Origin of the sequence: Brachyspira hampsonii 30446, from assembly GCF_000316195.1 — a bacterium.
GTDB classification, from domain to species: domain Bacteria; phylum Spirochaetota; class Brachyspiria; order Brachyspirales; family Brachyspiraceae; genus Brachyspira; species Brachyspira hampsonii_C.
This window is the reverse complement of the sequence record NZ_JH994111.1, coordinates 1355771-1374815: the sequence shown is the minus strand read 5'-3', so window position 1 is coordinate 1374815 and position 19045 is coordinate 1355771. Positions and strand designations below refer to the sequence as shown.

General features: G+C 27.6%; 16 protein-coding genes and 2 tRNA genes. 7 read left to right on the top strand and 11 right to left on the bottom strand.

Annotated elements, in window-relative coordinates; genetic code table 11:
- Positions 1-35: 35 nt before the first annotated feature.
- Positions 36-809, bottom strand: a complete 774-nt coding sequence (gene murI / locus A966_RS10655; protein ID WP_008725415.1) for a glutamate racemase — start codon at positions 807-809, stop codon at positions 36-38.
- Between the two features lie 174 nt (positions 810-983).
- Here murI and A966_RS10650 point away from each other — a divergent pair, with 174 nt between their 5' ends.
- Genes A966_RS10650 through A966_RS10640 form a run of 3 tightly spaced genes read left to right on the top strand, consistent with a single transcriptional unit; the run spans position 984 to position 4480 of the window.
- The gene (locus A966_RS10650) at positions 984-1229 is read left to right on the top strand and encodes an OadG family protein (RefSeq protein WP_008725413.1); all 246 of its coding nucleotides are present in this window, start codon (positions 984-986) and stop codon (positions 1227-1229) included.
- A gap of 36 nt (positions 1230-1265) precedes the next feature.
- Entirely contained in the window at positions 1266-3071 is a 1806-nt protein-coding gene (locus A966_RS10645; protein WP_008725411.1) for a biotin/lipoyl-containing protein, read from the top strand.
- A gap of 32 nt (positions 3072-3103) precedes the next feature.
- Positions 3104-4480, top strand: a complete 1377-nt coding sequence (locus tag A966_RS10640; protein ID WP_008725409.1) for a sodium ion-translocating decarboxylase subunit beta — start codon at positions 3104-3106, stop codon at positions 4478-4480.
- A 79-nt stretch (positions 4481-4559) separates the two neighbouring features.
- On the opposite strand, the gene A966_RS10635 is transcribed toward A966_RS10640, so the two are convergent.
- The 3 genes from A966_RS10635 to A966_RS10625 form a co-directional block, all read right to left on the bottom strand.
- Entirely contained in the window at positions 4560-5516 is a 957-nt protein-coding gene (locus A966_RS10635) for a DUF2156 domain-containing protein (protein ID WP_008725407.1), read from the bottom strand.
- Between the two features lie 180 nt (positions 5517-5696).
- Positions 5697-6233, bottom strand: coding sequence for an SRPBCC family protein (locus A966_RS10630; protein ID WP_008725406.1), 537 nt, complete (start codon positions 6231-6233; stop codon positions 5697-5699).
- Positions 6234-7541 (bottom strand): AI-2E family transporter, encoded by a 1308-nt coding sequence (locus A966_RS10625; protein ID WP_008725405.1) that lies wholly within the window; start codon positions 7539-7541, stop codon positions 6234-6236. It lies immediately after the preceding gene.
- A 133-nt stretch (positions 7542-7674) separates the two neighbouring features.
- Here A966_RS10625 and A966_RS10620 point away from each other — a divergent pair.
- From A966_RS10620 to A966_RS10610, 3 genes are all read left to right on the top strand, one after another.
- Positions 7675-7748, top strand: a tRNA-Ile gene (locus A966_RS10620).
- A gap of 25 nt (positions 7749-7773) precedes the next feature.
- Positions 7774-7847, top strand: a tRNA-Ala gene (locus tag A966_RS10615).
- A 103-nt stretch (positions 7848-7950) separates the two neighbouring features.
- Entirely contained in the window at positions 7951-8292 is a 342-nt protein-coding gene (locus A966_RS10610; protein ID WP_008725403.1) for an ankyrin repeat domain-containing protein, read from the top strand.
- Positions 8293-8294: 2 nt separating this feature from the next.
- On the opposite strand, the gene A966_RS10605 is transcribed toward A966_RS10610, so the two are convergent.
- The 7 genes from A966_RS10605 to A966_RS10575 form a co-directional block, all read right to left on the bottom strand.
- Entirely contained in the window at positions 8295-10079 is a 1785-nt protein-coding gene (locus tag A966_RS10605; protein ID WP_008725400.1) for a CASTOR/POLLUX-related putative ion channel, read from the bottom strand.
- 85 nt (positions 10080-10164) lie between these two features.
- Positions 10165-11925, bottom strand: coding sequence for a CASTOR/POLLUX-related putative ion channel (locus A966_RS10600; RefSeq protein ID WP_008725397.1), 1761 nt, complete (start codon positions 11923-11925; stop codon positions 10165-10167).
- An 86-nt stretch (positions 11926-12011) separates the two neighbouring features.
- Positions 12012-13142, bottom strand: coding sequence for a 1-propanol dehydrogenase PduQ (locus tag A966_RS10595; protein ID WP_008725395.1), 1131 nt, complete (start codon positions 13140-13142; stop codon positions 12012-12014).
- A 165-nt stretch (positions 13143-13307) separates the two neighbouring features.
- The gene (locus A966_RS10590; protein WP_008725394.1) at positions 13308-15281 is read right to left on the bottom strand and encodes a TonB-dependent receptor plug domain-containing protein; all 1974 of its coding nucleotides are present in this window, start codon (positions 15279-15281) and stop codon (positions 13308-13310) included.
- A gap of 71 nt (positions 15282-15352) precedes the next feature.
- Positions 15353-15910, bottom strand: a complete 558-nt coding sequence (locus A966_RS10585; RefSeq protein WP_008725393.1) for a hypothetical protein — start codon at positions 15908-15910, stop codon at positions 15353-15355.
- A gap of 23 nt (positions 15911-15933) precedes the next feature.
- Positions 15934-16404, bottom strand: coding sequence for a hypothetical protein (locus tag A966_RS10580; RefSeq protein ID WP_008725392.1), 471 nt, complete (start codon positions 16402-16404; stop codon positions 15934-15936).
- A gap of 707 nt (positions 16405-17111) precedes the next feature.
- Positions 17112-17630, bottom strand: coding sequence for a hypothetical protein (locus tag A966_RS10575; protein ID WP_069724515.1), 519 nt, complete (start codon positions 17628-17630; stop codon positions 17112-17114).
- Positions 17631-17877: 247 nt separating this feature from the next.
- Here A966_RS10575 and A966_RS10570 point away from each other — a divergent pair, with 247 nt between their 5' ends.
- Positions 17878-18852, top strand: coding sequence for an ABC transporter substrate-binding protein (locus tag A966_RS10570; protein ID WP_008725390.1), 975 nt, complete (start codon positions 17878-17880; stop codon positions 18850-18852).
- The last annotated feature ends 193 nt before the right edge of the window (positions 18853-19045 follow it).

Genomic DNA, 19045 nt, shown 5'->3' with positions numbered 1-19045 from the left:
TAAATTATATACCGTATCTTTAGGCATAAATATATTTATAATTTTTTTTCTCTTTCTATATTTTCTGTTGTATATATTGTTACATTTTTTTTATTTTCTGTATTAAGAATATTATTTTTTTCTAAATATTTTTTTACAGATATTGCAGTACAGTAGGAAGGATCTATTATATTTTTTATAGAATTATCAACATCATCTTTTAATAACTTTTTTATATCATTTATAATATGAGGATAATGAGTACAAGCCAATATTAAAGTATCAGATTTTTTATCTATTTTCTCTAAATAGTTTTTTAATACATCAAATCTATTTTCATAACTATTCCAATCATTTTCTATCATAGGGCATAATTCTTTGCATGCTATTTGAGTAACTTTAATGTTTTTATTTTTATTTATCATTTTATCTTTATATATATTTGAATGTGTTGTAAACTCTGTAGCCATTATTGATATATTATTATTTTTTGTACTATTTAAAGCATCAGCAGTACCATTTGATATAACTTCTATTATAGGTATTTCATATTTTTCTTTTAAAATATCATAAGCACATGCAGATATAGTGTTGCATGCTATTATAATCATTTTGCATTTTTTATTTACTAGAAAGTCAGCCATTTTCAAAGTTAATTTTATAATTTCATCTTTTGATTTATCTCCGTAAGGAATATTAGCATTATCTCCAAGATATATATAATTTTCATTAGGAAGTATTTTTAACAGTTGTTTTAGAACTGTTAATCCTCCGAAACCTGAATCAAAAACAGCTATAGGCATATTGGATACAGATGAATTAATGTTCATTATTTTATCCTATTAAGTTAACTAAATAAATATCGAATTATTATATAAAGTATTTCTATAAAGTCAATGATATTGTGAAATAAAAGTTATATTTTGTAATAAAATTACTTGTATATAAGTAGAAGATAGTGTATAATGCAGTATTAAGAAATTTAGAGAAATAGGAGTATTTTGATGAATAGTAGTATCATAGAAGCATTACAAATAATGATCATTGGTATGGCTGTTGTTGTATTGTTTTTAATTATATTAGTTTTCGTTATGAAAATTGTCGGTGCTATTGTAGCTAAAGTAGACAAACTAATGCCTCCTCCTCAGGAAGCGATTTCGTCTTCTCCGACACCTGTACAAACATCTAATAATGATAAGATGGTTGCTATTGCTATTGCTTTAGCACATGTTCATAGTAATAAAAAATAAGAGTATATAGTTTATTAAGATTAAGGAGAAATGATAATGGCTAAAAAAGAAGTAAAATTTATGCTAACAGCATTCAGGGACGGATTTCAATCTGTTTATGGTGCTAGAGTATTATCTAAAGATTTTATGCCTGCAGTAGAAGCATTTGTTAAAGCAGGAGTTACATATTTTGAGTCAGGCGGCGGTGCAACTTTCCAAAGTGCATTTTTCTATAACCAAGAAAATGCTTTCGATGTAATGGATACTTTTAGAAAAACAGTAGGTCCTGATGTAAACTTACAAACTTTGGCAAGAGGTGTTAATGTTGTAGGTTTGGAATCTCAGCCTAGAGAAATGATAAAAATGCATGCTCAGTTGTTCAAAAAACATGGTGTTACCACTATTAGAAATTTTGATGCTTTAAATGATGTAAATAACCTTATATTCAGCGGAAAATGTATTAAAGAAGCTGGATTAAAACACCAAGTATGCGTTAGTATGATGGCTTTACCTCCTGGCTGTGAAGGTGCACATGATGCTGCTTTTTATGCCAAAGTATTAAAACAAATTATAGATAATGTAGAGTTTGATTCAGTATGTTTTAAAGATGCTTCAGGTACTACTACTCCTCAAGTTGTTTATGATACAGTTAAAGAAGCTAGAAAACTTTTAGGTTCTAATATGCATATACAGGTTCATAGCCATGAAACTGCTGGTATAGGTGCTGTTCAGTATAGAGCTGCTTTGGATGCCGGTGCTGATTGTATAGACCTTTCAGCTGCTCCTGTGTCTGGCGGTACTTGTCAGACAGACTTAATAGTTATGTGGCATGCTTTAAGAGGAACTGAATATGAGTTGAATATTGATATAGATAAAATCAGAGAAGCTGAAGAAGTATTTAAAGACTGCATGAAAGATTATTTCTTACCGCCTGAAAGCAGAACAGTAGAGCCTATGATTCCATTTGCTCCGATGCCTGGCGGTGCTTTAACTGCTAATACTCAGATGATGAGAGATATTAATGTAATGAACAGATTCCCTGAAGTTATAAAAGCTATGACTGAAGTGGTAAAAAAAGGCGGTTTCGGTACTTCTGTAACTCCTGTATCACAATTCTATTTCCAACAAGCATTCAATAATGTAATGCAGGGTAATTGGAAAAAAATAGCTGACGGATATGGTAAAATGGTATTAGGTTATTTTGGTAAAACTCCTTCTACACCAGATCCAGAAATAGTAAAAATAGCAAGCGAACAATTAGGTTTACAGCCTACAACAGAACTTGCTATGGATATAGATGATAAAAACCCTAAAAAAGGAAGAAAAGCTGCTGAACAGGCTTTAAAAGATGCTGGTATAACAGATCTTTCTGATGAAAATGTATTTATAGCTGCTGCTTGTAAAGAAAAGGGTATACAGTTCCTTAAAGGCGAAGCTAAACTTGGTATTAGAAAAAATGCAGGCGGTGCTTCTTCTGATGGTGTTAAAACTACAAGCAATGAGGTTACTGTTACTGTAGGCGGTTCAAGCTATGGTGTAAAAATAGAAAATGGAAAAGCTATAGTTGATGGTGTAAGCTATGACTATACTATTAAAGATGGTATAGCTGCTGGAGCTTCTCAGTCTGCTGCCCCTGCTTCTTCTGGTGCTGCTACTCCTGTTACTGCAGGATTGCCTGGTACAGTAGTAAAAATAGTAGCTCCTGTAGGAACTCAAGTTCAAGATGGTTCTACAATATTAATAGTGGAAGCTATGAAAATGGAAGTAGAAATAAAATCAACTGCTAATGGTGTTGTTAAAGAAGTTAAAGTAAAGCCAGGAGACGCTGTAGTTGCAGGTCAGGAATTAGCTATTGTTGGCTGATAATTGATGCTGATTTTAAGGAGATAAAAATAATGAGAAAAATATTTTTAGTATTTGCACTTATATTTATGACAGCATCTATAGTACTGCCTCAAGAAAGTGCTCAGAAACCTCTTAATATAAAAGATTCGCTTATTTCTTTGGCTAGAAATACTGCTTTTGGAGGATTATTTCCTAGAAGCGAACAAGAGATAGCAGAAGCTCAGATTAAAGCTGAAAATAGCAAGCAGGAAAAATATCAAACTAAATTGAATGACATTAAAGTAAAATCTGCACCTTTATGGCAGAATGCCATAATGATTTGTGTAGGTTTGCTTTTAGTTTATCTTGCTATAGCTAAAGGATTTGAGCCATTACTTCTTATTCCTATAGGTATGGGTGGTATTTTAGCTAATATCCCTATTGCTAATATTGCGGCTCTTCCTGTAGTTGAAGTTATGAATGGTATTCCCGTAACTTTAAATAGTGGCGGTTTTTTGGGTCAGATATATACTTTTGGTATTGAATCTGGATTATTTCCATTATTCATATTCATAGGTGTTGGTGCTATGACAGATTTCGGACCTCTTATTGCTAACCCTAAAACTGCATTATTAGGTGCTGCTGCTCAAATAGGTATATTCGGAACCTTATTAGGAGCTATGATAATATCTGCTTATGTGCCTGTAATTTCTTTCTCTTTGAAAGATGCTGCTTCTATAGGTATTATTGGAGGTGCTGATGGTCCTACTGCTATATTTACAGCTTCAAGACTTTCACCTCATCTATTAGGTGCCATAGCTGTTGCTGCTTATTCATATATGGCTTTAGTTCCTATTATTCAGCCTCCTATTATGAAATGGCTTACTACTGAAAATGAAAGAAAAATTGAGATGAAACAGCTTCGTCCTGTAAGCAAAAGAGAAAAAATTATATTCCCTCTTACTGTTATCATTCTTGTTGCTTTACTTTTACCTGATGCTGCTCCTCTTATCGGTGCTTTGATGTTTGGAAACTTAATAAAAGAATCTGGTGTTACTGAAAGACTTTCTAAAACTGCTCAAAATGAGTTAATAAATATTGTTACAATTATGTTGGGTTTATCAGTAGGAAGTAAATTAGCTGCAGATAAATTCCTTCGTTTTGAAACACTTGGTATATTAGTTTTAGGTTTAATAGCGTTTTCTATGGGTACAGCCGGAGGAGTTCTTCTTGCTAAATTAATGAATTTATTCAGCAAAGATAAAATTAATCCTCTTATTGGTGCTGCTGGAGTATCTGCTGTTCCTATGGCTGCAAGAGTTGCTAATAAAGTTGGACAGGAATCTAATCCTCATAACTTCTTACTAATGCATGCTATGGGACCTAATGTTTCTGGTGTAATTGGTTCTGCAGTTGCTGCTGGAGTGCTTTTGGCTATATTAGGTTAATAAGTTATATAAATAAATAAGGAAGCTCAATTCTTTGGGCTTCCTTATTTATTTTTTAAGTAAAATTATTTAATTTATATTAAAACTCAGCACAAAAACCTTTATATTTCTCTACATAACCTACAGGATTATATGACAATTTTGCTTTTCTAAGTCCCAAATCTCCTACATCCTGCTCTCTATTAACAAATTTAAATCTTTCATAATCGCTTACATAATTTTTTAAATTTTCTAAAAACATTCTGTTTATAGCTTGATAAGTACCTTTATAATTTCTATCTCCTCTTTCAGAATGAACTACTATTGTATCTCTCATACTCAAATCAGATATTGTGTATGCGGCTATTTTTTTATTAACATATATTGCACCGCCTACTATATTGTTTATAATATCCCAATTATTAAGCAAGGTTTTTATCATTATAGTATCAGCTTCTGCTCTTACTTCATGAGATAATAATTTATTACTGTCAAAAGCTTCACATTCTTCAGCATTGTTTTGAGATGAATCATTATTATTTTTTTCTTCTTCCTCCCATTTTGCTTCAAAATCAAGTATATCTTTTACAATGGTTTTATCTATAGGTCTGTACTCAAAATCATTTTTTATAAATTGATTGTATAGATTTTTTTTATTATGAAATTTTTTTCCTGGAAGTGTAACAAGCTCATTAAAATCATATAAGTATTCCCATTCATCTCTGCTTTCTCTTATTTTTATTTTAGTAGTTTTCTCCCAAAATAAAGCAAGTTCTTTAGGTATTCTTATAACAGCTTCTCCTGATATTTCACAAGGTCCCATATCATTACAAAAATCAGTATTAAACCAATCTCCAACGGGTGCCCAATAAGTAATATATGGTGATTTCTGTCTTATCCAAACTAATTTTTCTGTAAATGCCCATTCAAGCATGTATATATCTTTAAGTCCTAAGAGATTCATAAATGTATAATCTGCTGACTGCTCTGGTGTTATTGAAAAATATTTATGATATAGTTCTTGTTTATCTAAACTAATAGGCTCAAAATTAAGCATATATTTTTATCCTTTTTTTAATTTTATTGACTATATATTATATATCAAAATTCATTAATGTAAATGTTCTCAATTTATAAATTTCAAATGCTTTATTACTACTTTTCATTAATATACTAATAAAATACTATAGCATGCATAAAATATATATGTGTATTTGTAGAGAAATATATAAAATAATTAATTATTCCTATTTTTTTTATTAATAAAACTTCTTAACCTTCTAAAGAAATCATTTTTACCATTTTCATCTATAAGTACATATTTAAGCATAAATCTTAAATACGGATGATATACATACATGCTTTCTTTTATTGTTAGTCTTGTTCTTCCATTTTCAGCATCTTCTAGTATATATGTCCATAGAGCTGTAAACTCATTTTCCATTTTCACGATTGATATTTCAGTGTTTTCTATTCTTCTTACTTCTATTAATTCCTGATATGTTCTTCTATTTGAATAAGTCTGCATTATTTTTAATTTATCATTATCTAGCTTTTCTATACGAACTATTGATATATATTTAAGCCAAGCGGGGTAGTTTTCATAGTCTATAAGCAAATTATATAGTTCATCTCTTTTAATATTAAATACTTGAGTTTTTTCTTTAGAGAAAGAAGGAGGTATATTCTTTCCTATGAATGTTGGAAGAAATATCATCAGTGCCATTAATATTAGCGGAAGTATTATAAATATTGGTATTAAGTAAACTAACATTTATTCGCCTCTTTTAGTTAAAGTATAAAATTTTGAATGATAGTATTTATTAAAAAAGTTTTTTATTATTATAAGTATGATTCCGCAAAATGGAACTGCAAATAATACTCCTAATAAACCAAAAAGAACTCCTCCTATAATTGTGCTGAACATTACTGCTATTGGGTGTATCTTTACTGATTTTCCTAATATTTTAGGAGCCATTATTCCTGAATCTATTACTTGTATAATTCCGTATATTATACACATTTTTAAAGCTCCATACCACCATATTTCTTCTGTAATTACTCCTATGAATAATGCTGAGATAAATGCTGCAAATGGTCCTATAAATGGTATGTAGTTTAGAATTCCTCTAAGTAAAGCTAATATAAATGCATATTTAGTGTTTGTTATAGAGAGAAGTATATAAGTTATTACGAAAAATGATACAGCTAATATAGTCATTCCAACTATATATCCATTTATTATATAATTTGAATTTTTTATTATATCACTTACAGAATTTTGCCATCTCATAGGAATTAGTTTTATTATTCTTCCTTTGATATTTTGAAAATCCAGCATCAGATAAAAAGTTACAAATGGAAGTATTACAAAGTATGAAAATATTATACTGAATATTTTGGTTATGCTGTTTATATTCTGGAATCTAAAATCTATAATTTTTTTATACATTAAAGTTATTACGCCGCTATCTCCGAATAAAAAGTCATTTATAGCTTTTGAATCTATTTCTAAATTTATATCAAAACTTTTTCCTATAGTCCTATTTAATTTTCCAGATAGTGTTATAAGCATATCTGATATAGAGTTGTATATTTTATCTACATACTGCGGTAATGTTTTTAATATCACTTCAATTTGTTCTATGGTTCTAGGAAGTATGAATATGAAAAATATTATAGCTAATATCAGCAATGGTATATATATTAATAATACACCTACTATTCTAGGAATTTTTCTTTGCATTTTTGTTATTAAAGGATCAAACATATACGCAATAAATATTCCCCAAATAAATGGAGCTACCAAATATCCTGCCTCTTTAATTACCCATAATGTAAATAGTGCTAATATTAATACTATTGAAGTTTTTGCCCATATATATTTCCAAAAAGGTATTAATGCCGCTATAAGTATAAGAAACAATATAATAGGGTTGATTATCTCTCTAATCAAATAACAAAAATAAAAAAATGCTGAGAATACTATTGCAACTAATAGTATTTCTCCTCCAATAATCAAAATTTTATTATGTATTAAAGAATTATTATCTTTAGAAAAAAAATTATTTTTACCAATCATATTCTTATATTATAATATTAAATAGTTTTTTTACAACATATTTTATAAAGTTTTATAAAAATATAAAAAAAATGCTTGCTATTTTTTTTAAATATGCTATAATCTAACACATATCGTTGATGAATAATTTTAAGGGCCTGTAGCTCAGATGGCTAGAGCGTTCGACTGATAATCGAAAGGTCGGTGGTTCAATTCCTCCCAGGCCCACACGCTCAGGTTCTTTTCATATAACGGGGGTTTAGCTCAGTTTGGGAGAGCGACTGCCTTGCACGCAGTAGGTCGTGGGTTCGATCCCCATAACCTCCACATCTTTATTAAACTATTCTTAAATTATTATTTGAGAATAGTTTTTATTTTTTTAACTATAAATTAATTTTTCTCCGATAATAGAAATAGGAGGACATTTTTTATGAAAAAACCTATACTTATATTAATAATTATATCTATAACTTTTATCTCTTTTAATAAACTATATCCTCTTAGTCAAGATGAAGAAACTTTTTTGGATGCAGCAATATTTGGAGATGAAGATGTTATAGAAAAAATTATTGCTAAAAATATTAATGTTAATGTACAAGATGATGTTGGAAACACTGCTCTTATATTGGCATGTATGGAAGGACATATTAAAGTTGTAGAATTATTAATTAAAGCAAATGCTGATAAATCTATAGTGAATAAACATGGTAATGATGCTTTATTCTATGCCAAGCAAAAAAATTATATTGATATAATAAAGCTTATTGAATAGTATTATTTTTTTATATTTTCATCTATTATAATTATTATTTCACATTCTCTATTAACTTTATCATCAGCTTTAGGATTTAATATTATATTAGATTTATGTTTAACTCCTATGGCCACTATATTTTTTGTAAGTAATTCAGTATATACTTTTTTAAATTCCATGCTATCATTATTACAAAAATATTTTTCATAAGGAACCATAATAATATCATTTCCATTTTTAGTAAGAAGATCATTAAATACATATAGCAAATCAGAATTATTAGAAGCTGTTGCCATAAGCATTCCTATAAGTTTACCGCTTACTATAAAATCTCTTATATCATTAGAGTCTATTAAATTCCTATTTTCTATAGAACTCATTAAAGAAAGAATAGGAATGTCATAATGATCTTTAACTATTCTTCTTATTATTAATAGAATATTGATTGCTTTAATATCTGTTTCTAAAGTTTCTGATATTAATACTATTTTACTTATTTTATTTTCAGCTATTTTTGATGCGATAAAATCTTTTTTTATTTCTGCATTTTCTATATCTTCATAATAGAGTTTTACTATCTTTTCTTTTTCTGTGTACTGAGATATTTCTTTTATAATTTCATTTTCTTTTTTTCTATCTAATATTAAAAGAACATTATGATCATATATTATTTTATCTGTCATATGAATACTTGTACCAATATTTTGTATATTCTCTTCTTTTTGATAAAGTATTACAAGTTTATCTTTTCCTTTTATTATATAATCATTATTTGGTATCAATAAACTCTTTTTTATTTTTTTTACTTTATTAATTTCAGAAATATCTTCATAAACTAATCCAATTAATATTTCTCTTTTATTTAAATAACTTGAAGAGAGAGATTCAAATGTTTCATTTTGATTATTGTATTCTATTCTTATGTCTATTCCGCTTACATCAAATAATTCCTGATAAATGCTGCTTAATCCTGTATATGTAATACTTTGTCCTATTAATTTATAAAGTATTTCATATTTATAAATTATATGTATATCAAATAAATCGCTGTCGTTTATAGATGATATAATTTCTATACTTTCTTTTTTATTAACTAGTATACATATATCTATTTTTTTTATATGGGATGCAGATTTTAATATTTTTTTTAATGACAATAAAATTTTTAATGATTTAACATCATCATCATTTACTATTGTAACGCTATGAGCTCTTTCTATATTAAGCATTTGTAAATTTTCAAATATGCTTGGATTTCCTTCTCTTACTACAATATTTGTTCTCTTATAATTAGGAAAAAATGATATTCTTTTTTTTATTTCATCTGGATTTGTTTCGGATAATAAAACTATTTTTTTGGCTCTTCCTGATATAAACTCACTTATAATAGTTAGAACTTCCTCTCCATATCCAAGTATAATAGAATGATTCCTTTCCATTATGAATGCATTTCCATTGCTAAGGTTTTTTATACGCTCTTGTAATGAATTATTTATCATAGCAATTAATAAACCCCAGCCGCAAACACCAAAAAATGTTACTCCTAAAAAAATAATAACTACACCATTAAATCCTATGTCTGCTTCGGCTGCCGATATGTTTCCTATGTCAATGAATTGCATTAAACTATCCCAAAATGCTTCTAAAATAGGGTAGTTAAATAGTATTTTCATTATTACAGATATAATAAATAATGATATCACTATGATTAATACCAATATCATTAATTGGTATAATAAGCCCTTATTAAATACTCTGTCTATTCTGTATTTTATATATTTGGACAATTTATCTATTAATGACATAAACTCATCTCTTTTATATGCTTTATATGATTATATTTTTATTAATAATTATATGTTTTATGTGTAAAAAGTAAAGAAAATAATATTAAAAAATTAATTCTTCATTTTCTTCTTCAAGTACATAGTTAGTGATAATGATTATTTCATCTTTATTGTCTAACATACAATCATTATTAGGATTTATAATAACATCATTATATCTTTTTACCCCTATAATGATAATTTTTTTTCTAAGTAAATATAAATAAACATCTTTAAAACTTTTTGATTCATTAAAATAATCAGAGTAGGGCGACATTATTATATCTTTTCCATTCTTACTTAGAAGACCATAGAAAATATACAATATATTTGAACTTATAGAAGCCTGAGCCATAAGCATACCTATTAATTTACCGCTTACTATAAAATCTCTTACATCATCAGAATATATTAAATTCCTTTTTTGTATAGAGTTTAATAAAGAGAGTATAGCTATATTGAAATTTTCTTTTCTTATAATCTGTCTTATAATTAAAAGTATATTAATACTTTTTACATCAGTAACATTATCTTCTGATATTAAAACTATTTTTGTAGTATTTTCTTCTTTTAGTTTTTCACGCATAAACTTATATTTATTTTTTTGAGATTTTATAGAAGCATAACTAATCATACTTGTATTATGATTTTCCATATATTCAGAAATCTCTTTTATTATTTCATCATATCTGTTTTCTTCGCATATTAATAATATATTATTTTTATATTTTATTATGCTTGGTTTTATATCAGGATATTCTTTTATATTATCATCATTATTATTTCTTGAAAGTATTACAAGTCTGTTTTCTTTTTTTAATACATAATCATAATTTGGTATTAACAACTGACTTCTATCTTCTTTTGTGATTCCAAGAAGTATCATTCCCTTATCAAGATATTTCAAAGCAGCATCTTCAAATTTGCAGTCGTTAAAATCATGATCTGTTTCTATATAAAATACATTTCCATCATTAGAAAATAAATCTTCATAAACATTGCTAAGTCCTGTATAAATAATACTTTGAGCTATTAGTTTGTATAATATCTCATATTTATAAATTACATGTATGACGAAATTTTTTTCTTCAATAGATTTTATTATTTCAATAGTATCCTCTTCATGAACTAATACGCATATATTGATTTTTTTATCAAGTTCTTCTTCTTCGACTATCTTTTTTAAAGCTAGAAGTATATTTAATGACTCTGTATCATCATTATTTATTATTGATATGCTTGAAGATTTTGCTATATTAAGAAGTTTGATATTTTCTATTCTGCTTGGTGATCCTTCTCTTATTATTATATTAGTTTTTTTAGCTCCTTTTATAAAGGATATTCTTTTTCTTATTATATCAACATTATGTTCGGATAGTATAATTATAGTTTTTACTTTAGCCATAATAAACTCTTCAACTATAGTCAAAGCCTCTTCACCATATCCTAATATAATAGAATGATTTTTTTCCATAATAAAAGCATTGCCTTTACTTAAATTATTAATTCTATCCTGAAGTGCTTTATTAATCATCGCTATAAGAGAACCCCAGCCGCATACTCCTATAAAAGTTACCATAAGAAAAGTTAATACAATACCTGTGCTGCCTTCTACCGATGATATATTTCCTGTATCTATAAACTGCATCAAACTATCCCAAAATGCATCTTTAGGAGGATACTGAAAAAATACTATTATAAATATAGATACTATTAAAAGAAGAATTATTATTGCAAATACTAAAAGCATTAATTGATAGAAAAGCCCTTTATTAAGCATTCTGTCAATTCTATATTTTATATATTTGGATATATCTTTTATCATAAAAAACTCATAATCTTTTTTATATATAAAAGATTATACTAAAGTAAATTAAAATTGCAAAATATTTTTTATTTAAAATATTATATTTAAATAAGATTTCTATATAGATTTTTGATATCTTCCAAACTAGGCTTAACAGGATTAGTTAATATACATACATCTTTAATAGCATGTGAAGCCATTTCCTCTATTGCATTTTCAAATTCTGATTTATCTACACCATAGTCGGTTATTTTCTGATTTATTCCTATTGATTTATTTAATTCTAAAATTATAGATTTTAATATTTTACTTGCAGTAATATCATCATCTATATTTTTAACATTTAAAAGTCTTATAATTTTAGCATATTTAGAAGCAGACTTACTGCAATGCTCAGCATTATATTCTATGACATAAGGCATTAATATTGCATTCGCTCTTCCATGAGGCTGACTGAATCTTCCTCCAAGTGCATGTGCCATAGCATGTATCAAACCTAAACCAGCATTATTAAAAGCTATACCGGCAGTACATGATAATTCATGCATAGCTATTCTTACCTTAATATCCTTTCCATTATGAACAGCTTTTGAAATATTATTAAAAACACCTATTATAGCATACTCACTATAAGGCATAGTAAATGCACTTGAATTAATAGATACATAAGATTCAAAGGCATGAGTCATAACATCCATTCCGGTTTCAGCTGTTATTCTAGGAGGAACGGTTAAAGTAAATTGAGAATCTAATAATGCTATATCAGGAAACATTTCATTTGAAACTAGAGGTACTTTAGTATGGGTTTTATTATCAGTTATTACTGCATAAGAAGTAACCTCAGAACCTGTACCGCTTGTAGTAGGCACAGCTATGAAAAAAGGCTTTTTCAAACCGCTTGACATTCTTTTATTTATTTCTAAAGCAAAATATATTACTGATTTAGCAGTATCTATTACAGATCCTCCGCCTATAGCTATTATGGTATCAGATTCGAATGTTAAAATCTTACTTAAACATTTTATAACTATTTCAAAACTAGGATCCGGTTCTATATCTGAAAAAATTTCATAATCAATATTATTTTTTTTTATTAATTCTATTGTTGTATTGCAGGCACCGATTTTGAGCATATTATTATCTGTAAAAATGGAAACTCTTTTAGATTTTGAAAGATCCAATTCTAATAGAGCATTATGCCCAGATATTATTTTGGTATTTAATATGAATTCCATTAATAACTCCTACTATAATATGTAGAAAGAATATTTATTGAATTTTTACTAATATTTATTAAGTATATAATCAAGTGTTTAAAAGTCAATAGAATATTATAAAAAAGTAAAATTGTTTCATATTTTTGAAAGTATTTTAATATGAAGTAAAAAAATGATAAATGTTTAAAAATTATATCCAATTTCAAATTCCCAAGTAAAAGGCTTGGCAACTGAATATGTAGAAAGTACAGGCGTTTTATTAAAAATATTTTTAAAATGCATAGAAAATATTAAATGCTCAAACCATATAGAATAGAATGATATATTAAAATCATGAAATGCTTCAGAGTATCGTATAGGCATATAATCTGTTAAAGGTCTTGGAACAGAGTAGGTATAGTAAATATTCAATGATAATGAGCTTAATACTTTATTTTTTGGTATAAAGTCATATCCTAATAATGCACTTATAACATGTTCAGGCAATCCTATTTTAGGCATTTTATCTTTACCCATATATGCAAGCTGATAAGAATAACCTAATTTTGTTTTTATCTTATGATACACTGCAAATGGTATATCATAACTTATGCTTGGCGTAACTATATGAGAAACTGCCGTATCAACATTTATAGGGGTATTACTATACCAAATTATTTTATTTGTATATGTTGTATAGGCATAAGATGCTTCTATTTTCAAATTTGTAACGGGTTCTAATGTTAATTTTGTAAGTAATTGATTATAGCTTTCAGGCAGTAGATAAGGATTACTAAAAGTTCCGTAATACAAATCATTAAATGTGGGGGCTGTATAATCACTCATATAACCAAAATATAATCCGTAGCCTTTATAAAAATTTAAATTAAATCCAACATTATATGCTAAATAATTTTTATTTTCTTGATTTCTAAATACTTCATTTTGATATTCATATTTTATACTTGGAAGTAATGTAAATATTGGTGAAGCATTATCCCAATATCCGAAAGATAACTGCATTTCATATTTTAATGAAAGAGAATGTCTTTGGGGATAATAATAAAAGTTAGTTTCTATGGAATTTGTATCCTCTGTTAAAATATCATATCTATATTCAGGTGTTAGTTTATTATACATTGTGATAGTATTTGGTATAAATTCATCCATTCTTGATAAAGATGTATTTAAAGCTATAGCATGCGATTTATAATCTGATATAAATTTCCCATTCTGATAATAAGGTCTGTCTACAAATGAATCAAATAAATATGATAAAGTAACAGTATAATCTAAAATATCAGAAAATCCATTGTATGATATTGAAGATGTAAGAGTAGTAAAAGTAAACCAAGAATCTGTTTTATTTATAGGAGGAATTTCGTATTGTGCGGCAGAACTAGAATATGATATATTAGCAAATACATTTATATAATCTTTATTATCGAATGTATATTTATAGTTGGCTGATGAGTTTACTATAAACTGCCTATTATCTTTTAAATTTCCTTGTATCCTGTCTCCTGAAGAGTTAATAAAATCATAATAATAATTACCGTCGCTGTAGTATGAATCTGCCGTGAAAGTAAATACCTGATGTTCATCAATATTTCTGGAAAATAGTATGGACGGTCTTACAGTATTATAAGAACCATAACCTAATGATATCAAAAGTATATCCTGAACCGGACTTTTAGTTGTAATATATATAGAGTTTCCTATTATTTCAATAGATTCTATCAGATTTGAAGGTATTCTTCTTAAATCAACACCGGCATCAGCATTTCCTTTAGCAGTATTCATAAGTACGCCATTAACATATATTTTTATATTGTCTCCATTGGCTCCTGCGGGATCAACAACTTCATTTCCCATATAACTGCCTTTATTTACAAATCCAGGCTGATTAGCTAAAACTTCCTGAGCATTTTTATATCCCATTCTGTCTATTTCTTCAGAAGTTATTATACGATTATTTGCTTTTATTGGAACTTTTGGTGCTGAAATCTGATTTGTTTGATTAGTTTGAGATGCATTAGTTATTTCTACTTGAGAAGTAACCCAAATACCGCCTTTAAGTTCTCTTATTAGGTATGTCTGAGCATTTATATTTTGAGAATAAAAAAATATAGTTATTATAATAAATAATGCTGCAGAGTAAATATTTAGTTTTTTCATTTTTATATAGATTATATTATTTTATATAAAAAGGAACGGCTTTATATACCGCTCCTTATATTTTTATTAAATTAATATTCTTTTAAATATCCGAAAACAAAACCATATTTAGTCCACTGAGTATTTGCATCCGGTATAACATTTTCATCACTTCCTCCGCCGTACCAAGCCTGTTCAGCTCCGGCATCATCTGCTATTATAAGTCTATATCTTTCCTGCATTCCTGTTCCTGTTTTATTATCCCAATATACAGCTGCAAGATATTTTTTATTATTATATTCATATACTGCACATTTTATAAATTTTGTTCTTATATTTACTGTATCAGTACTATCATAATAATTACCTTCAGTATCAAATGTTCCGCTTATAGATGAATAATTACTTGATTCATAAACAGTTTTTCCATTTACTAAACCAATCCATAAAGTTTTTAACTGAGCTTCATCTGTTACATCAATTTCAGAAGTTTTACTGCCGTATTGTATAGTATGTACTCCAGAAGTTACAGCATTTATAGATGACGAAGTATTTTGATTATTATTGTTATCAGGATTTGTAGAAGGATTAGAACAAGATATAATTAATGCAAATATTATAATTAACAAATATGATTTTTTAATTTTCATAGGATACCTCTAAAAAATCTAATTTATTTTGCTACAGTAAATTCTGAATAAATAAAATAACCATTAGCTTCAGTGAATTCTAATTTTGCTTCTGCTAATTCATCAGTTGCATAAACTCCTCCTTCTTTATAAGCACCAGAAATTTTTACAGTTGTATCTGTTAAATCCTTAAAAGCAATGGCATAATATTTATTAGCTACTTCTGGTCTGTAATTTGGAGCTGTAGTATATTTGCAGTATATCATTCCTGAGGCATTATCAGAATACCATACTATTTCTTCTATAGAAAGGGAATAATTAACTGCAGTTCCAGCATAATCGTCTATTTTATCAGCTGTAATATCATATCCTCCATCATAATTAGTATATTTCCATTTTTGCTGAAGCATTTGTTCTTTAGTTTTTATTGGATTTGTTACATTGTCTTTAGAACAAGATACTGCTAAGAATAAAGTAATTAGAAGTGTTAATAAAACTTTGATTTGTTTTTGCATAAAATGCTCCTTTATTTAAATTAAAAATTAAAAGCTATTTAATAAAGGAGTGCATAATTTTGTAGATAGTGCACTCGACTATTTTAATGGTATCCGACTTCGTTAATTCTTAAAATTATAAAAATAGAATTAAACTTTACGGTTGCGTGCCAGCGAAGGATTCTCACCCTCATTCCCACAGAATATAGTATATTATATATGCTTTTTTTATTCTATCAAGCTATAATGTTATTTTTTATCAAAATATTATATTTTTTTGTAAAATGATTTATTTCATAGTTTTATGCTATGTAATTATTGGACTTGTTTCAAAACTACTTGACAAGATTATATATGAAAATTTCGTAATTTTATAATTTATAAAATAATGTTTGACATGTTTTTATAAATTATTATTTTAGTATATAAATATGCAGTCTTTCGCCTGCCGTAGGCACACACAGTGAGGCGTACTTCGTATGCTTCTCGCCGCAGGCGGGCTGTGCCTGTGCCACACCGAAGGCGGACAGGCGTCACAAAAGAAGTGTGGTTTTGCGAAGCACGCAGAGCGGGGCACGACTGTGAAGCCCCAACTATAATCAAAAAAATATTAAATTAAAAAACTATAAATATTAAAAATTTGAGTTTTGAAACAAGTCTATTACTGAATACAAAAAAAGAGGGACTTGAAATATCCCTCTCAAAAATTTTCTAACAGATTAATTTATTTAGTGATATTGACCTTTGTTATATGTTTTTACATTATTCCAATCAATATAACCGTTAGCTTCAGTAAATTTAGTTTTTGCTTCTTCTAATGAATCAGCTGTATCATCACCTGACTTATCCGCTTGAACAAAGTCTACTGTTGTATCTGTTAAGTTTCTAAATGCTAAAGCATAGTACTTTCCATTTTTACTGTCAAGAGTTGTAATATATTTTCCATATATTATTCCTGATTTGCCATCATCGTTCCAAGCAATTTCTGCTAAATCGCTAGTTTCAGCAAGAGCACTTTGGTATCTATGTTCAATACTTGTATCTGTAATATCATATTCTCCCATATCACCTTGAGACTCCATCCATTGTCCTTTTAATATTATGAAACTAGAATGATCACTTCCTGGTATAGAAGTGCTTCCGCCATCTCCAGGAGAACTTGGATTATTTTTAGCACAAGATGCTAAAGTTAAAAATATTGATAATGTTAATAAAAGTTTAATTTTTTTGTCATAAAAACTCCTCATAATTTTTATGGAGTATAATATAAATATATTTTTATTTTTTATCAATTATTTATTTTTTATTTGTTAATAATACTAATTTAATATTTATGTTCTAAAAAATATATTTATAATAATTATATTTAATTTTTTAAAAACTATTTTGATATATTAATAATATGATAACTATTAATTGACATTATTATTATATATAGTATAATTACTGTATATAGTTTCTTAGTAATTTTTTATAAAAAAATAGGAGTCAATCATGAAAAAATATTTATATTCTTTATTTATTATAACATCACTTATATTTATTTCATGTTCTTCAGGAGCTTCTAATTCTAATACTGCTGCTGGAGATAAAGTATTTAAAATCGGAATACTTCAATTAATAGAACATGACGCATTAGATGCTTCATACAGGGGCTTTGTTGACGGACTTAAAGAAGCAGGATATGAAGACGGAAAAAATATTATTATAGATTATCAGAATGCTCAAGGCGAACAGGCTAATTGTGTAACTATAGGGCAAAAGTTTGTTAATGATAAAAGCGATTTAATTTTAGCAATAGCAACACCTGCAGCACAGGCAGTTGCAAATATGACAAAAGATATACCTATACTAGTTACAGCAGTTACAGATCCAGCGGCAGCCAAACTTGTTGCTGATAATAATGCTCCAGGAGGAAATGTTTCAGGTACTTCTGATTTAACTCCTGTAGAAGCTCAAATAGAATTATTAAATGAGATTACTCCGAACTTAAAAACAGTCGGACTTTTATATTGTTCAAGCGAGCAGAACTCAGTATTTCAAATGGATATAGCAAAGAAAAAACTAGATTCTATGGGATTAAAATATATAGATGCTACAGTAACATCTGCTAATGAAATACAGCAGGTTGTTCAAAGTTTGGTTGGAAAAGTTGAAGCTATTTATACGCCGACTGATAATATGATTGCAGCTGGTATGGCTACAGTTGCTTTAGTTGCTGAGCCTGCTAAACTTCCTGTAGTTTGCGGCGAGGGCGGTATGACTATGCTTGGCGGAACTGCTACTTATGCTATAAGCTATTATGAACTTGGAAAATTGACAGCTACTCAGGCAGTATCTATATTAAAAGGAGAGAAAAAACCTGCAGATATGCCTATAGAAACTTTAAAAACTTTTGATTTGGTAGTTAATACTAATATGGTTAATAGTATAGGAATAACAATACCTGAGTCATTATATAATAAGTAATAAATTATAAAAATTTAGATTTTATATTTAAAAATTTTTTATACTCAGTTTTTATTAATAAAATAAACTAGAATATGATAAACTTAAATATATCATATTCTAGTTAATAAATAGTAATATTTAAAGCTATATAAACAATAGTTGATTTTATAATCGAATTAAAAAAACTAGTTTGTTAGCAATGATATAATGA

Coding starts and splice junctions, on each gene's coding strand:
- murI (WP_008725415.1), bottom strand. CDS start 809: ATGAACATTAATTCATCTGTATCCAATATGCCTATAGCTGTTTTTGAT.
- A966_RS10650 (WP_008725413.1), top strand. CDS start 984: ATGAATAGTAGTATCATAGAAGCATTACAAATAATGATCATTGGTATG.
- A966_RS10645 (WP_008725411.1), top strand. CDS start 1,266: ATGGCTAAAAAAGAAGTAAAATTTATGCTAACAGCATTCAGGGACGGA.
- A966_RS10640 (WP_008725409.1), top strand. CDS start 3,104: ATGAGAAAAATATTTTTAGTATTTGCACTTATATTTATGACAGCATCT.
- A966_RS10635 (WP_008725407.1), bottom strand. CDS start 5,516: ATGCTTAATTTTGAGCCTATTAGTTTAGATAAACAAGAACTATATCAT.
- A966_RS10630 (WP_008725406.1), bottom strand. CDS start 6,233: ATGTTAGTTTACTTAATACCAATATTTATAATACTTCCGCTAATATTA.
- A966_RS10625 (WP_008725405.1), bottom strand. CDS start 7,541: ATGATTGGTAAAAATAATTTTTTTTCTAAAGATAATAATTCTTTAATA.
- A966_RS10610 (WP_008725403.1), top strand. CDS start 7,951: ATGAAAAAACCTATACTTATATTAATAATTATATCTATAACTTTTATC.
- A966_RS10605 (WP_008725400.1), bottom strand. CDS start 10,079: ATGTCATTAATAGATAAATTGTCCAAATATATAAAATACAGAATAGAC.
- A966_RS10600 (WP_008725397.1), bottom strand. CDS start 11,925: ATGATAAAAGATATATCCAAATATATAAAATATAGAATTGACAGAATG.
- A966_RS10595 (WP_008725395.1), bottom strand. CDS start 13,142: ATGGAATTCATATTAAATACCAAAATAATATCTGGGCATAATGCTCTA.
- A966_RS10590 (WP_008725394.1), bottom strand. CDS start 15,281: ATGAAAAAACTAAATATTTACTCTGCAGCATTATTTATTATAATAACT.
- A966_RS10585 (WP_008725393.1), bottom strand. CDS start 15,910: ATGAAAATTAAAAAATCATATTTGTTAATTATAATATTTGCATTAATT.
- A966_RS10580 (WP_008725392.1), bottom strand. CDS start 16,404: ATGCAAAAACAAATCAAAGTTTTATTAACACTTCTAATTACTTTATTC.
- A966_RS10575 (WP_069724515.1), bottom strand. CDS start 17,630: ATGAGGAGTTTTTATGACAAAAAAATTAAACTTTTATTAACATTATCA.
- A966_RS10570 (WP_008725390.1), top strand. CDS start 17,878: ATGAAAAAATATTTATATTCTTTATTTATTATAACATCACTTATATTT.